The organism is Paenibacillus sp. FSL W7-1088 (assembly GCF_037969855.1).
GTDB lineage: Bacteria > Bacillota > Bacilli > Paenibacillales > Paenibacillaceae > Paenibacillus.
Map to the genome: position 1 here is coordinate 2,680,011 of NZ_CP150216.1, position 15,071 is coordinate 2,695,081.

Sequence of the window (15,071 nt, forward strand, 5' to 3'; positions counted from 1 at the left end):
GCTTGGCGTATCCTCTATAATGTTACAGAACATATGATTAACTGAAAGGGTGACTGGTTTGAGTTCAGAAAATTCATTTGATATCGTGTCCAAAATGGACTTGCAGGAATTGACAAATGCCGTTACACAAACGGAAAAGGAAATTGGCACGCGTTATGACTTCAAGGGCAGCAAGAGCAGTCTGAAACTGGATAAGGATGCGTTAACGATCGTATCTGATGATGAGACCAAACTCAAGGCTGTCATCGATGTACTTCAATCCAAAATGGCTAAGCGGGGTTTACCTTTAAAAAACATTGATTATGCAAAAGTAGAGCCTGCTTCGTCAGGTACAGTCAGACAGCGTTTGAATTTCAAGCAGGGGATTGATCAGGATATCGCTAAAAAAATCAATATTTTGATTCGTGACTCCAAGATGAAAGTGAAGAGTCAGATTCAGGGAGATCAACTCCGGGTAACAGGTAAAAGTAAGAATGATTTGCAAGCAGTTATGCAGCTGTTGAACGGTGCCAATCTGCCTCTGGACCTGCAATATACAAATTTCAAATAATATCTCCTTTTTGTAGCTAGACGTGTTTTTTGACACTGCAATTGGCGTATATTATACTAAGTGTGCATTGCTAGCAGATAAGCATCAAAGCCCAGTCATCATCGTTTGCTGACTTTGTGAAAAGCAGTACATCTTCTGGAAGTCACCGGAACGTTTAAAACGGTTTTGCGTTTGAACGGTTGACTTTATTTTTTGCGTTTTTACATAGTGAGAGCACTTTTAGTGCTGATTGACAGTGAAACTGTAAATTTCATGTTCCGGATGATGAATACGGGATTAAGATGAATGTTTGGAGTAATGGAGGATAAGAGGGAGGGCGTCTTGTGAATTTACCCAACCGGATTACGCTTGCACGAATTTGCTTAATCCCTTTTTTGATGGTGTTCCTGCTCGTAGATTTTCCGTTCTATCCAGAACCGTTGCAATTGGGAAGCTTATCGCTTCCGTATAATCAATTGATTGCTGCTGTCATTTTTATCATTGCAGCAAGCACGGATGGAATTGACGGCTATCTGGCTCGGAAAAATAATATGGTCACCAACCTGGGGAAATTGCTTGATCCGCTGGCTGACAAATTGTTGGTTACCGCGGTGCTGATTTCACTTGTGGAAATGGGTAAGTTGGATTCCTGGATTGCTGTGGTCATTATTAGTCGTGAGTTCGCTGTTACCGGCTTGCGTCAGATTGCATTATTGGATGGTTCGGTTGTTGCAGCAAGTGCCTGGGGCAAACTGAAGACCGTCGTGCAAATTGTAGCGATTGTGCTGCTGTTGTTGAATAATTTCCCGTTCTCATTCACGGGTATTCACATGGACGTTATTGCTGTTTGGGCTGCAGCGATTATTACGATTTGGTCAGGCATTGATTACTTTATCAAAAACAAAAATTTGCTTCATTTATCGAAAGCTTAACGTTTGAGGTTAAATGGATAAGCATGAAGAAATCATTGGTACGAAGGGCAATAGGAAATCATCCTATTGCCCTTTGATCACTCACCACATGTACAGGAGGATGCTGAATGAAGGCAGAAATCATTGCAGTTGGCACAGAATTGTTGCTTGGACAAATTGTAAACACCAATGCCCGATATCTATCCCGTGAATTGGCTGCGATCGGGATTGATGTATATTTCCAAACGGTGGTTGGTGATAATCTAAATCGACTTAGTGACGCCATTCGCATTGCTCAGGGTCGTGCAGACGTCATTTTATTTTCCGGGGGCATCGGTCCTACACAAGATGACTTGACCAAGGATGCGATCGCGGCGGTCTTGAACCGCAAACTGCATATAGATCGATTGGCTATGGACAAAATTGAGAGCTTCTTCCGAGATCGCAATGTGGACATGACCGAAAACAATCGTCGTCAGGCGATCGTTATCGAAGGTGGAACACCGCTGGCGAACGAAACAGGTCTTGCCGCAGGAAATGCGATTTCCGACAATGGTAAGCATTATGTAGTGATGCCTGGACCGCCGAAAGAGCTGATTCCTATGTTTGAACAGGAAGTTAAGCCTTGGCTGTTCCAGCATGTACTGACAGAAGAAATGCCGATCTACTCAAAAATGCTGAAGTTTGCAGGCATCGGCGAATCGGCATTGGAAGACCGACTCCTAGATCTGATTGATACACAGACAGATCCTACCATTGCTCCTTATGCAAGTGAGGGAGAAGTTACGGTACGTGTATCTACAAAGGCTCCAAGTGAGAGTGAGGCAAAGCTGAAGCTGGATGCAATGGAAGTTCAGATTCGGGAACGATTGCCAGAGCATCTCTACGCGAACGAGGATGTGCCTATAGAGTACACAATTGTTACTATGATGTCTGATATGGGTCTGACCCTTAGCGCGGCTGAGAGCTGCACAGGAGGGCTGGTCATGCAGAGTCTGACATCAGTTCCTGGCAGTGCGTCGATGCTTAAGGGCGGAATTGTATGTTACTCCAATGAAATTAAGGAAAAGCTGCTCCATGTGCCGCATTCCTATCTGGAAGGTGAAGATGCACCGGGCGCAGTGAGTCCGGAAGTGGCTAAAGTGCTCGCAGAGCAGATTCGCATGATTGGGGATGCGGACTTCGGTCTGTCGGTTACAGGTGTTGCGGGTCCGGGTTACTCCGAACGCAAACCGCCAGGACTTGTCTTCATCGCTCTGGCAGAGCGTGGTAAAGAGACAGAAATTCATGAACTGCGCATTAATGGTAATCGGGAGACGGTTCGGATCCGTTCAGCGAAAGCGATTCTTTATCGTTTGTGGCGCAAGCTTGTGGAGATGGACTAGTTCACAGCTCGGATTGCATTTACCAAGGCAAGCAAGTATAATAAAGGAAGACGGAAGAACCGTAAAATCAGGCTTTACAGCCTTGTTTACGGTTCTTTTTTCTGTTTAATGGAAAGTTTCCTTGAGGAAGAGGCGCCTCGGCCTTCACAAAAAAAACGAATGTATGTTCGAAAAAAAGCTTGGCAAACGTGTTAAAACAAGGTATCATTATATTATAAACAGTAAAGGGTGTGAGCTTATTGTCAGACCGTCGTGCCGCGCTTGATATGGCGCTCCGTCAAATAGAGAAGCAATTTGGTAAAGGATCCATCATGAAACTGGGTGAGTCTACTCACATGCAAGTGGAAATAATCCCCAGCGGTTCCTTGGCTCTGGATATTGCATTAGGAACAGGCGGCTTGCCTAAAGGCCGTATTGTTGAAATATATGGACCAGAATCCTCCGGTAAAACAACGGTAGCGTTGCATGCGATTGCTGAAGTACAACGGGTGGGTGGACAAGCTGCATTTATCGATGCAGAGCATGCTCTTGACCCGCAATACGCAAGCAAACTGGGTGTTAACATTGATGAGTTGCTTCTGTCCCAGCCAGATACGGGTGAGCAAGGGCTTGAAATCGCAGAAGCGCTTGTACGTAGTGGCGCTGTCGATATTGTCGTTATTGACTCAGTTGCTGCATTGGTACCAAAAGCGGAAATTGAAGGCGAAATGGGGGATTCCCATGTCGGTTTGCAAGCACGTCTGATGTCTCAGGCGCTGCGTAAACTGTCTGGTGCAATCAGCAAATCCAAAACCATCGCAATCTTTATCAACCAGCTTCGTGAAAAAGTCGGTGTTATGTTTGGTAACCCGGAGACAACACCTGGTGGTCGTGCCCTGAAATTCTATTCTACAGTACGTCTGGATGTACGTCGTATTGAGAGTATCAAGTCAGGCAATGACATCACGGGTAACCGTACCCGTATCAAAGTTGTGAAAAATAAAGTGGCACCACCGTTTAAACAAGCGGAAGTGGACATTATGTACGGTGAAGGTATTTCGAGAGAAGGCAGTATCATTGACATTGGTACAGAGCTGGACATCGTTAACAAAAGTGGTGCGTGGTATTCTTACGAAGGTGAGCGTTTAGGTCAAGGACGTGAGAACGCGAAGCAGTTCATGAAAGAGCATGCAGATATTGCTCAAGTAATTGAACAAAAAATTCGTGAAGCCAGCAACCTGACTACTGCAGTTCCTGCACCTACGACTGAAGATCAACAAAAAGAAGCGGCAGAAGAGCAAGAATTATTTGAAATTAACGAGTAATCCTCTGGATTCCGTACTTATCTGATTGAGCTTGGCTCGATCTAGCTAAGAAGGGTCCAGTGTGTGCTCGCGCTGTCCAACAGCCTCTGTCCGAATGGGCAGGGGCTGTTGGTATGATTACTATTAGTGAGAGGCCGGACATTGTTTCCGGCCTTTTGTATTAGTATCTGATATTTCTTTTGAAATACGTTAAACGTATGAGGTTTAGATGGAAGGGGAGACCGAAATGGATCAACATGAAGATGATTTATATGAAGAAGCCGAGGTGGAGGGAATCTCCCAATTCCCGGATAACGAAGAGCTTACCATTACACGGGTTGAACGAACAAAAAGCAGGGAAGCTCGTTATCGAATTACCTTTGGTTTATATTCAATTACGGTGCTTGAAGATGTAATGATTAAATATCGGATGACCCGGGGTAATACGTTTCTGAAAAAGGACTTGGAAGATATCATCGTAGCTGACGAACGACAGCGGACGTATGTACAGTCTTTGCGATATTTGGAGCATAAACCCCGCACACGCCACGAATTAAGTCAGAAGCTTCGTCAAAAAGAGTTTGCTGCACCGTTGATTGAAGAGGCCCTGGATCGGCTTGAGCGGGAGAATTTGGTCGATGACGAACTGTTTGCGAAGGAATGGACTCGTCAGCGTATGGAGGGACAACGGAAGGGAAAACTGTGGATAAGGCAAGAGCTGCGTCAAAAGGGCATTGCCAATGAGCTGATTGCTGAAGCGCTTGAAGGTGTAAGTACAGATGCGGAATTTGAGACGGCTCTAACCGCCGGACGCAAAAAATGGAATCAGGTCAAAGGAGACATCCAGGAGAAGAAACGTAAAACGCTTCCCTTCCTGATGCGGCGGGGTTTTTCCATGGATATGGTGCGTCGGGTCGTGAATGGTTTAATTGAAGAAGACGAGGCTAATGACCCCGAAGATGACGAATCGTTGTTATGGGATTAGCAGACTGGACTCACTATACTGCATTCTCTTGACAATTTCTTTCGTCAAATACTAAAATGGACATGAGTCTGTAAGAAATGGACAACCCTTTTTCCTTCCAAAAAAGCGGTTTCTGTTTTTTAAGATTTATACCATTTATGATTATGGGTTCGTCGGAGACGGCGGATAGTGCGTGGAGACATGTACACTTGAAATGAAAATCGGCGGGGGATCGCCGTGAGTATTCGTTATTCCCAAAAATATGTTAGGTTTGAAAACTGCAAATTGACCCAAGGAATGCCTTGGAGGAACCAACGAGGAGGTGAACAGTATGATTGCAATCACGATCGTTCTCGTTGTTGCCGCGCTATTCATTGGGTTCGGAGTAGGATACTTTATTCGCAAATCTCTTGCAGAAGCTAAGATCTCCAGTGCGGAACAAGCTGCCGTACAAATCGTGGAGAGCGCGAAGAAAGAGGCAGAAGCACTGAAGAAAGAAACGGTGCTGGAAGCGAAGGATGAAATTCATCGCATTCGCGCCGAAGCTGAAAAAGACACTCGTGAACGTCGGAACGAAATTCAACGACAAGAAAGACGATTGTTGCAAAAAGAAGAGTCGCTGGATAAAAAGTTGGAATCACTCGAACGTAAAGAAGAGCAAGTGGCTAACAAAGAGAAACGAATTGATGAGACACAGCAGCAGATCGAAATGATCTACAAAAACCAGGTGACGGAGCTGGAGCGCATATCCAACCTCACTATGGAAGACGCACGCAGTATCATACTGTCCAACGTAGAACAGGAAGTACGTCATGAGACTGCTCAAATGATCAAGGACATTGAACAGCAAGCGAAGGAAGAAGCGGACAAAAAGTCCCGCGAGATTATTACACTCGCCATCCAACGCTGTGCGGCTGATCACGTGGCGGAGACAACGGTATCCGTTGTTACTTTGCCAAATGAAGAAATGAAAGGCCGGATTATCGGTCGTGAAGGACGTAACATCCGTGCGCTTGAAACCCTTACAGGGATTGACCTCATTATCGATGATACGCCAGAAGCTGTTATTCTGTCGGGCTTTGACCCGATTCGCCGTGAAATCGCCCGTACTGCCCTCGAAAAATTGGTGGCTGATGGACGTATTCACCCGGCACGGATTGAAGAGATGGTGGAGAAATCCCGCAAAGAAGTGGATGAGCGTATCCGTGAATACGGTGAGCAAGCTACCTTTGAAGTGGGCGTGCATGGTCTGCATCCGGACTTGATTAAAATTTTGGGCCGGTTGAAGTTCCGTACAAGCTATGGTCAAAACGTATTGAAACATTCGATGGAAGTCGCTTATCTAGCTGGATTGATGGCTGGCGAACTCGGAGAAGACGTAACCCTAGCAAGACGTGCAGGTCTATTGCATGACATTGGTAAAGCGCTGGATCACGAAGTGGAAGGATCACACGTCGAAATCGGCGTGGAACTAGCGAAGAAATACAAAGAACATCCGGTTGTAATCAACAGTATCGCGTCCCATCACGGGGATTGCGAAGCGACTTCGGTTATTGCGATGTTGGTTGGCGCAGCAGATGCGCTCTCCGCAGCAAGACCGGGCGCACGCCGCGAAACGCTGGAAACGTATATCAAACGACTGGAGAAGCTGGAAGAGATTTCGGAATCGTTCGAAGGTGTCGAGAAATCGTATGCCATTCAGGCAGGACGCGAAGTTCGCGTTATGGTACAGCCTGAGAAAATCGACGATGCTGAAGCCTTCCGCCTCGCGCGTGACATCACGAAGATGATCGAGAACGAACTCGATTATCCGGGTCACATCAAGGTCACCGTCATCCGGGAAACCCGTGCGGTTGAATACGCAAAATAGAGCATTACGGAAAAGTGGCCGCAGTAGTGGGCCACTTTTCCTGTTGATAGCCAGTTAAAAGGCATTTTTATAATAAAATTGATGAGCAAGAGATAGAGGTCCTGCGAAGTTTCGGATGCTTAGAAGAAGGCTGCGCTTGGTAGGGATTAAGGAGGCAGTAAAATGAAAGTTTTGTTTATTGGTGATATTGTGGGGAATGTAGGGCGTAAGGCGCTGAAGGAAAACCTCCCCTACCTCAAAACGAAGTATAAGCCACATGTAGTCATTGTGAATGGGGAGAATGCAGCGGCAGGCCGGGGAATCACCGGGGCAATTGCGAATGAATTCTTTAACTGGGGTGTGCATGGCATCACCCTTGGTAACCATACCTGGGACAATAAGGACATATTTGATTTTATAGATGATGAGCCACGTATGATTCGTCCTGCGAACTTTCCTCCAGGAACACCAGGACGTGGATACACGGTAGTCAAAGGTGAAGGTAAGGAGCTGGCGATTGTCAATCTGCAAGGCCGGACGTTCCTGCCTGCTCTGGATTGCCCATTCCGCGTTGCCGATGAAATTGTGGATGAACTCCGTCAGGACCACAAATGCATTTTGGTCGATATGCATGCTGAAGCCACATCTGAGAAAATTGCCATGGGCTGGCATCTGGATGGACGTGCATCGCTGGTCGTAGGTACACATACACATGTGCAGAGCAATGATGATCGTATTTTGCCAGGAGGAACAGCTTATTTAACCGATGCGGGCATGGTAGGGCCGCGTGACGGCATATTGGGCATGGAGCGTGAAGCCGTGCTTCGCAAGTTCTACACCCAGCTTCCGGTACGATTTGTTGTTGATGATGGCAAATGGCATTTCCACGGTGTATTTGTGGAGATTGATGAAGCCACAGGTGCTGCAACACGTATTGAAAAAATTCGTCTGATGGAAGACGAGTGGCGCATGGAATAGGGGTATTGTCCCATTTTGCAGGGAAACCCGACTAAAAAGAAGGAATTTTTTTGCCTCCCGCGAATAACATCTAGTAAGTGGAAACAAACATTCAACATTCCCAGGGAGGTACTTACCATGGAAGTATTAAAAGTTTCAGCAAAGTCCAATCCCAATTCCGTAGCCGGCGCTCTTGCAGGTGTTCTTCGTGAACGTGGAAATGCTGAACTGCAGGCAATTGGAGCGGGAGCACTGAACCAAGCCATTAAAGCGGTAGCGATAGCCCGGGGATTTGTAGCACCAAGCGGAGTTGACTTGATTTGTATTCCAGCTTTTACAGACATTGTGATCGACGGCGAGGACCGAACGGCCATTAAGCTGATTGTGGAGCCCAGATAATACATGCACTTATGCATTGAACCTGTTTACGAAGTAGACAGGTTTTTTTGCGTTTTTTTTCCATAACCTAACCGTGTAGAAGGAGAGATTGTGATGCACAACTGGCGGGTAGCCGATTTTCATTGTGATGCTTTGAGTAAAATGTTGATGAATCCTAGCCTTTCATTTGAAAATGCTTCACAGCTGGATGTGAACCTGGAACGCATGAGGGAAGGTAACATTGGTTTACAGGCCTTTGCAATCTATTTGCCCGAAGTGCTTGGCAGAGGCAAGTTTGAACATGTGATGGGGCAGTTGGACATCTACCGTAAACGTGTGGAGATAACCGAAGAACGATCTAAAGGTACACATACATTGTTATGGCGGGAACAGCTTACGCAGATCGGGCAGACGGACAGACCATGGGGACTGCTTACACTTGAGGGTGTCGATGGACTGGAGGGCAATCTCTTTTATATGGAGTTATGTTATCAAATGGGTGTGCGGATTGTTGGGCTTACCTGGAACTATGCCAATTGGGCAGCTGATGGTGTATTGGAGAAACGTGGGGCTGGACTAACGGAGAAGGGCAGGGAGCTGGTTCACCTGTGTAACCAAATCGGCATGCTGCTGGATGTATCACATCTGACTGAGAAAGGCTTCTGGGAACTTGCTGACCTTAGTGAACGGCCTTTTATCGCATCGCATTCCAACAGTTATGCCATCTGCCCGCATGTGCGTAATCTGAAGGATGATCAGATTCGAGCTATTATTGCCCGGGAAGGGAGGATCGGACTGACGTTTGTGCCGTGGTTTGTGAAGCAGGAAGGCGAAGTATGTATTCAAGATCTGTTGCCTCATATTGAGCGGATATGTTCCCTGGGTGGGGAGCACCATCTGATGATGGGGTCTGATTTTGACGGAATTACTACGTATATCCATGACTTTGAACATACGGGGCAGTATCCAAAACTGATGAATACGCTGCTCAAGCACTACGACGAATCACTGGTTCGCGGTTGGATGTGGGGCAATGCCATGAGTTATTTAGAAGAGAATTTGCCGAAGAAAAATTTGAAGATCGAATATGGTGAATCATGACACCGTTGGTCCCCGGAAGAAAACGAGCTGAAAGCAAACGTCGTACATGTTCAGACCGATTTACCAAATGTAGGGGATTAATGATTGCAAAATAAGTGTATTTCATGAATTTTCAGCAGTTCGTTTTCATTTCACTTCAAAAAGGGGTATAATACCATAGGATTGTTAAGAGCCTGGCTACAGGCCATAGATAAACAAGGAGTGAAATTCACAATGAGCAAAACAGTATCTGTGGGCGTATCTGCCCGTCACATTCATGTATCTCAAGAGCACGTTGAAATTTTGTTTGGTAAAGGCTATGAATTGACTGAGTTTAAACCTCTGTCCCAACCAGGACAATATGCTGCTAACGAAACAGTAGCGGTTATTGGTTCGAAAGGACAGTTTGATAAAGTGCGTATTCTTGGACCAGTTCGTCCGGAAACACAATTGGAAATCTCGATGACAGACTCTTTCGCTATTGGTGTTAAGGCACCTGTGCGTGAATCCGGAAGCATCGAAGGTACTCCAGGTATCACAATTAAAGGACCTGCTGGCGAAGTTACAATCGATAAAGGTGTTATCGTTGCTGCTCGTCACATCCACTTCCATACTTCTGATGCTGCTAAATGGGGTATCGAGGACAAACAATTGCTGAAAGTTCGTCTGGGTGGAGATCGTGGTCTGGTGCTGGAAAATGTACTGGCTCGTGTATCGGATTCCTTTGCACTGGACATGCATATTGATACGGATGAAGCTAATGCAGCTGGCGCTCGTAACGGCGATACTGCTGAAATCATCGACTAATTAAATGGAACCTTCTTCAGCCGTTATGTTGACGGTTTGAATGCACGTATAAACCTGAGTATATTTACAGCGTCGATACATTCGACCTGAGGATTACTCAGGTTTTTGTGTGTTTTCGGGGTGTTCAGCTGACCTGCACAGATTTCGGGATAGGCGAAGGGGCAGCGTCTTTCGATGTGGAACTAGAGCCCAATTCATGTTATAATTTGCTGTAATGCTCTTTTGATGTATAAAGCGTGCAAATCACGTGAAACAAGATGAAATAACGATTTTTTATTAATAGAGGCTGTAAGGAGTGACCGAAGGAAATGGCTAAAGACTCAAAAAAGGATTACTCCCAATATTTTGATTTCTCCGATGCCAAAGTAATTTCGCAAGATGAATTCAGCAAAAAGATAAGAATCCGGGGCCGGGAGATTAACATCAAGTCGGAACCCAATCATCGTCAGGAGAAACAACGGGGCAAGGAAGACGTCCAGGTGCTTTACGAAACGGCCGTACCCGATGAACTGAAAAACGTAGGGAAAGGCAAACACTATATCGTATATACGTATGGATGCCAGATGAACGAGCATGATTCCGAGACGATCAAAGGATTGCTTGAATCAATGGGGTATCAGGCTACCGAGGACCGCAAAGAGGCAGATATCATTCTGTTAAACACCTGTGCGATTCGGGAAAATGCGGAAGATAAAGTGTTCGGTGAGCTAGGCCATCTGAAAACCCTGAAAACCGAACGTCCAGGCTTGTTGCTGGGTGTGTGTGGTTGTATGTCGCAGGAAGAAGGCGTCGTGAACCGGATTATGCAGAAGCATGGCTTTGTGGATATGATTTTTGGTACACACAATGTGCATCGGCTGCCACATCTGATTCAGGAAGCACTGTTCAGTAAAGAAATGGTTGTTGAGGTATGGTCCAAGGAAGGCGATATCATCGAGAACCTGCCGAAAAAACGTGAGGGCATGCGCGGCTGGGTGAACATTATGTATGGTTGCGACAAGTTCTGTACATATTGCATCGTCCCGTTCACACGGGGAAAAGAGCGCAGTCGACGTCCGGAAGATGTCATTGCCGAAGTTCGCGAACTGGCAAGACAAGGCTTCAAGGAAATCACGCTGCTCGGCCAGAATGTCAATGCTTATGGCAAGGACTTTACGGATCTGAATTACAGCTTCGGTGACCTGATGGATGATATTCGCAAAATCGATATTCCACGGGTTCGGTTTACAACCAGTCATCCACGTGACTTCGATGATCATCTGATTGAGGTGCTTGCGAAGGGCGGGAACCTGGTGGAGCACATCCATCTGCCTGTGCAGTCCGGCAGCACGGAAGTGCTGAAACGTATGAGCCGTAAGTACAGTCGGGAACACTACCTGAAGCTTGCTGACAAAATTAAAACTGCAATTCCAGATGTCGTGTTAACCACTGATATTATCGTTGGTTTCCCGGGGGAAACGGAAGAGCAGTTCGAAGATACGCTGTCACTGGTTAAGGAAGTTGGCTACGACTTTGCCTATACATTTATCTACTCTCCGCGCGAAGGCACACCTGCTGCGGTGATGGAGGATAACGTGCCGATGGACGTGAAGAAGGAACGTTTGAAACGCTTAAACGAGACGATCAACGCATACAGCCATAGCAGCAATGAGAAGCAGCGCGGCAAGGTTGTTGAAGTGCTTGTTGAAGGTGAGAGCAAGCGGAATTCCAATGTTCTGGCTGGACGTACACGCAGCAACAAGCTGGTGCACTTTGAAGGACCTAAAGAATTGATCGGTACTTTTGTACATGTGGAAATCACCGATCCAATGACTTTCTATATTCGGGGTAACCTGCTCACAGAGCCAGTAGCCGCCAATCAGTAATACACAAACCTAATAAGATGAAATTCTTTTTGCACTTGGCGGGTTACGGCCTAGCGTAGCGAAGGTGACGGAATCGATTCTGTAGAAGCGAAGCGTTCGCCTTTGTCTCCAAATTTTAACCACGGACCATTACAATCAGAAAAATTTGGAGACAACAGCGATCGAAAGAACGATCCGTAACCGTAGCGGTCACTCGAGCAGTCACTAAGCTTAGTGCAACATCGAGTAGTTCATCTTATATCATCTCATAGAATGGAGCGATTTCGAGTGGCGCAGGAAGAAGTGCAGTACAACCGTTATGGAATGCCTACCTACGATACGCGCAATCTGGTCATACGCGACGACATTATGGGAAAAGCCAAAGAATTGGCTGATATGCTTGGAACGAGTGAGGAAGTCAAACAGTTCCAACAGGCTGAGTCCAAAATTCGTGATCATGAACGCATCCAGCAATTAATTGCAACGATCAAGAAGAAACAAAAGGAAATCGTTGCTTTTGAAAGCTTCAAAAATGCAGACATGGTCCGCAAAATTGAACAGGAAATTGAGGACCTACAGGAAGAGTTGGACGGCATTCCACTCGTTACGGAATTCCAGCAAAGCCAAAGCGATATCAATTATTTGCTTCAGCTTGTTATTTCTGTAATTCGAGATACCGTCTCCGAGAAAGTGAACGTGGAGGCAGGTACGGATTCACCTCCGACCAGCTGCGGGTAATTGAACGGAAGGGTGCGGACGCAGTCCGCGCCTTTTTTGATCATCTCAGACTCCACGTGGTGGGGTTATTTTGTGTGGTGGCCTGATCAAGACAACTTCACTGGATAAGACCTGTTCCGTAGGAGCAGGCTTAATATAATGACGAAGCACTTTAGATCAACTATGAAAAGAACCAATGCTGGGAAATCATCATCAACAACATACATCATGGGCTTTATACTTAAAGTGCAATAAAGGGGAATTCAATAATGGGTATTTTGGACAAAATGGTTGAAGAAGGAAACGGAAGATTTTGGGGCTTTCTCGGTTGTCGGTTTATTAAAGGGGACGGAAAAGAAGTTCAGATCGCGCTAACAGCGGGCGAACACCACACCAACTCCATGGGAATAATTCATGGTGGTGTGCTGACATCCCTGATGGATCAGGCGATGGGCATGGTAGCTACTGCCGCAATGGCAGTAGACAGTTGTGTGACGACCAATCTGAATGTGCATTTCTTGGCACCCATGAAACTAGGGGAATTAATCGTGACATCAACGATCCTGCATCAAGCGGGGCGTAGTGTGACGGCACAATCTGAGGTCCGTGATGCATCAGGAACGCTGGGATGTATGGCAACGGCGACATTCCGTATAGCGCGAGTAAAAACGCAAAACACGGAATCCCAAGGTTGACAAAAGATATTATTATGTCATAATGAAAATATCAAAATGAGAATAGTCGGTGGTGCCCATGAGCGAAAACTACGAACAATTCAATGCTGAAAGCGATGAACAGGCAGCACGTGCCTATAGTTCCAAGAAATATCGTACACCCGATGGTGTTCCCGCGGATATCGTCATGTTCACCTTGACCAAGCGGGAGCGTAAGACAGTAACCAAGACACTCCCCATCCGGGAGTTGAAGGTCATGCTGATCAAGCGCAAAGGATGGCCTTTTGCGGGAAGATGGGCGTTGCCCGGTGGATTTTGTCAAGAAAATGAATCCATCTATGGTGCTGCAAAGCGCGAGTTGATGGAAGAGACAGGTGTGGACGGCGGACATCTGGAGTATTTGAATGTATATAGTCAGCCCGGGCGTGACCCCAGAGGATGGATTATCTCCCATGCGTTTTTTGCACTGGTAGAGGAATGGATGCTGGAACACCGTCAGGCGGCGGATGATGCTGAGGATGTTGGGTTGTTTACGATTCAGGAAGCTTTGCAGGAGCTCGAGCTCGCCTTTGATCACCGCACGATTATAGAAGATGCATACCGGCGTATTCAGCAGCAAATGCTGGAAACGACGATTGCACGACAGTTCCTGCCTCGTGATTTTACACTAAGCGAGTTATACCAAGTGATTCAGAGTGTTGTACCTGACTTTGAGGAACCGAATTTCATTCGGAAGATCACTTCAACACGCAGTCGCAAAGGCATTGTGGAAGAGGTTCGGGATGAGGAGGGCAACCTGCTAAGCTCCAATCAATATTCACAGCGTCCGGCGCAGTTATACCGTTTTACCGAGCTTGTACCTCGCCTTTCCATCTATACTTAATTCGCAAGCGAATCATGATGGATTGAATCAGGATCAACCTATTCTCAAAAAGGGAGTGTGGACGATGAAAGCACTGATTGTAATCGATTTTACACGTGATTTTGTGACAGGTTCGTTGCCTGTAGGCCAGCCTGCTGTGGAGATTGAGGAGACGATTGCAGCGATAACGGAGGCTTATTGCAATAACAAGCATGAGGTTGTTATGGCTGTGGATTTGCATGAAGAGAATGATCCTTACCATCCGGAAACGGCCCTTTTTCCGCCCCATAACATCAGAGGTACAGAAGGAAGACAGCTATATGGTCGTCTCGCCCAGGTTATGGAAGAACGGGAATCCCAGATTCGTTGGGTGGATAAAACAAGATACAGCGCATTCTGCGGTACAGATCTGGAGCTGCGGCTGCGTGAACGTGGAATAACAGACATTGCACTGATCGGTGTATGTACGGATATTTGCGTACTGCACACGGCAGTGGATGCTTATAATAAAGGTTTTCACATAACGGTATATGAAGACGCCGTAGCGAGCTTCAATCCAGCGGGACATGATTGGGCGCTTGGACATTTTCGTTCCAGCCTTGGGGCCCAAGTGGTCAAAGCGAGCGATACCGTTCTCGCAGGCTTGAACCTGTAAACAAACTTGTGATCATATCCATCATATTCTGTTGGTTGAACAAGTGTTATGTTGCTGGGGAATATGGTGAATAGGAATAAACCGGAGACTTATGCAATGATACGTAACCAGAATCATGAATCATGAGCCATGAGTCTCCACATGTTGACCCGTGTCTGCAGGCTGGACCTGCCGGC

At 46.4% G+C, this 15,071-nt stretch carries 15 protein-coding genes; all 15 read left to right on the plus strand.

What is annotated here, in order from left to right:
- Positions 1-58: 58 nt before the first annotated feature.
- Positions 59-550: a YajQ family cyclic di-GMP-binding protein gene (locus tag MKY42_RS12335; RefSeq protein ID WP_017689115.1), complete on the plus strand. Its 492-nt coding sequence runs from the start codon at positions 59-61 to the stop codon at positions 548-550.
- A gap of 323 nt (positions 551-873) precedes the next feature.
- Entirely contained in the window at positions 874-1,461 is a 588-nt protein-coding gene (gene pgsA / locus MKY42_RS12340) for a CDP-diacylglycerol--glycerol-3-phosphate 3-phosphatidyltransferase (protein ID WP_063566359.1), read from the plus strand.
- Positions 1,462-1,568: 107 nt separating this feature from the next.
- Positions 1,569-2,825, plus strand: a complete 1,257-nt coding sequence (locus MKY42_RS12345) for a competence/damage-inducible protein A (protein WP_090896082.1) — start codon at positions 1,569-1,571, stop codon at positions 2,823-2,825.
- A gap of 239 nt (positions 2,826-3,064) precedes the next feature.
- Positions 3,065-4,129, plus strand: a complete 1,065-nt coding sequence (gene recA / locus MKY42_RS12350) for a recombinase RecA (RefSeq protein WP_090896085.1) — start codon at positions 3,065-3,067, stop codon at positions 4,127-4,129.
- A gap of 226 nt (positions 4,130-4,355) precedes the next feature.
- A complete protein-coding gene (locus tag MKY42_RS12355) occupies positions 4,356-5,093 on the plus strand; it encodes a regulatory protein RecX (protein WP_090902150.1) in 738 nt (245 codons plus the stop codon).
- Positions 5,094-5,403: 310 nt separating this feature from the next.
- On the plus strand, positions 5,404-6,942 hold the full coding sequence (rny, locus tag MKY42_RS12360; protein WP_024630288.1) for a ribonuclease Y: 1,539 nt from the start codon (positions 5,404-5,406) through the stop codon (positions 6,940-6,942).
- 162 nt (positions 6,943-7,104) lie between these two features.
- Positions 7,105-7,899, plus strand: a complete 795-nt coding sequence (locus MKY42_RS12365; RefSeq protein WP_024630289.1) for a TIGR00282 family metallophosphoesterase — start codon at positions 7,105-7,107, stop codon at positions 7,897-7,899.
- A gap of 117 nt (positions 7,900-8,016) precedes the next feature.
- A complete protein-coding gene (locus tag MKY42_RS12370) occupies positions 8,017-8,277 on the plus strand; it encodes a stage V sporulation protein S (RefSeq protein ID WP_019005392.1) in 261 nt (86 codons plus the stop codon).
- A gap of 93 nt (positions 8,278-8,370) precedes the next feature.
- Positions 8,371-9,357, plus strand: coding sequence for a dipeptidase (locus MKY42_RS12375; protein ID WP_339851337.1), 987 nt, complete (start codon positions 8,371-8,373; stop codon positions 9,355-9,357).
- Between the two features lie 213 nt (positions 9,358-9,570).
- Positions 9,571-10,143 (plus strand): phosphate propanoyltransferase, encoded by a 573-nt coding sequence (locus tag MKY42_RS12380; RefSeq protein WP_179265150.1) that lies wholly within the window; start codon positions 9,571-9,573, stop codon positions 10,141-10,143.
- 308 nt (positions 10,144-10,451) lie between these two features.
- Positions 10,452-12,008: a tRNA (N6-isopentenyl adenosine(37)-C2)-methylthiotransferase MiaB gene (gene miaB, locus MKY42_RS12385; RefSeq protein WP_179265149.1), complete on the plus strand. Its 1,557-nt coding sequence runs from the start codon at positions 10,452-10,454 to the stop codon at positions 12,006-12,008.
- A gap of 267 nt (positions 12,009-12,275) precedes the next feature.
- On the plus strand, positions 12,276-12,725 hold the full coding sequence (locus MKY42_RS12390; RefSeq protein ID WP_090896098.1) for a YlbF family regulator: 450 nt from the start codon (positions 12,276-12,278) through the stop codon (positions 12,723-12,725).
- Positions 12,726-12,973: 248 nt separating this feature from the next.
- The gene (locus tag MKY42_RS12395; RefSeq protein WP_090896101.1) at positions 12,974-13,399 is read left to right on the plus strand and encodes a PaaI family thioesterase; all 426 of its coding nucleotides are present in this window, start codon (positions 12,974-12,976) and stop codon (positions 13,397-13,399) included.
- A gap of 58 nt (positions 13,400-13,457) precedes the next feature.
- Positions 13,458-14,261, plus strand: a complete 804-nt coding sequence (locus MKY42_RS12400) for an NUDIX domain-containing protein (RefSeq protein WP_062326181.1) — start codon at positions 13,458-13,460, stop codon at positions 14,259-14,261.
- Between the two features lie 64 nt (positions 14,262-14,325).
- A complete protein-coding gene (locus MKY42_RS12405) occupies positions 14,326-14,895 on the plus strand; it encodes an isochorismatase family cysteine hydrolase (RefSeq protein WP_179265148.1) in 570 nt (189 codons plus the stop codon).
- Positions 14,896-15,071 lie beyond the last annotated feature (176 nt).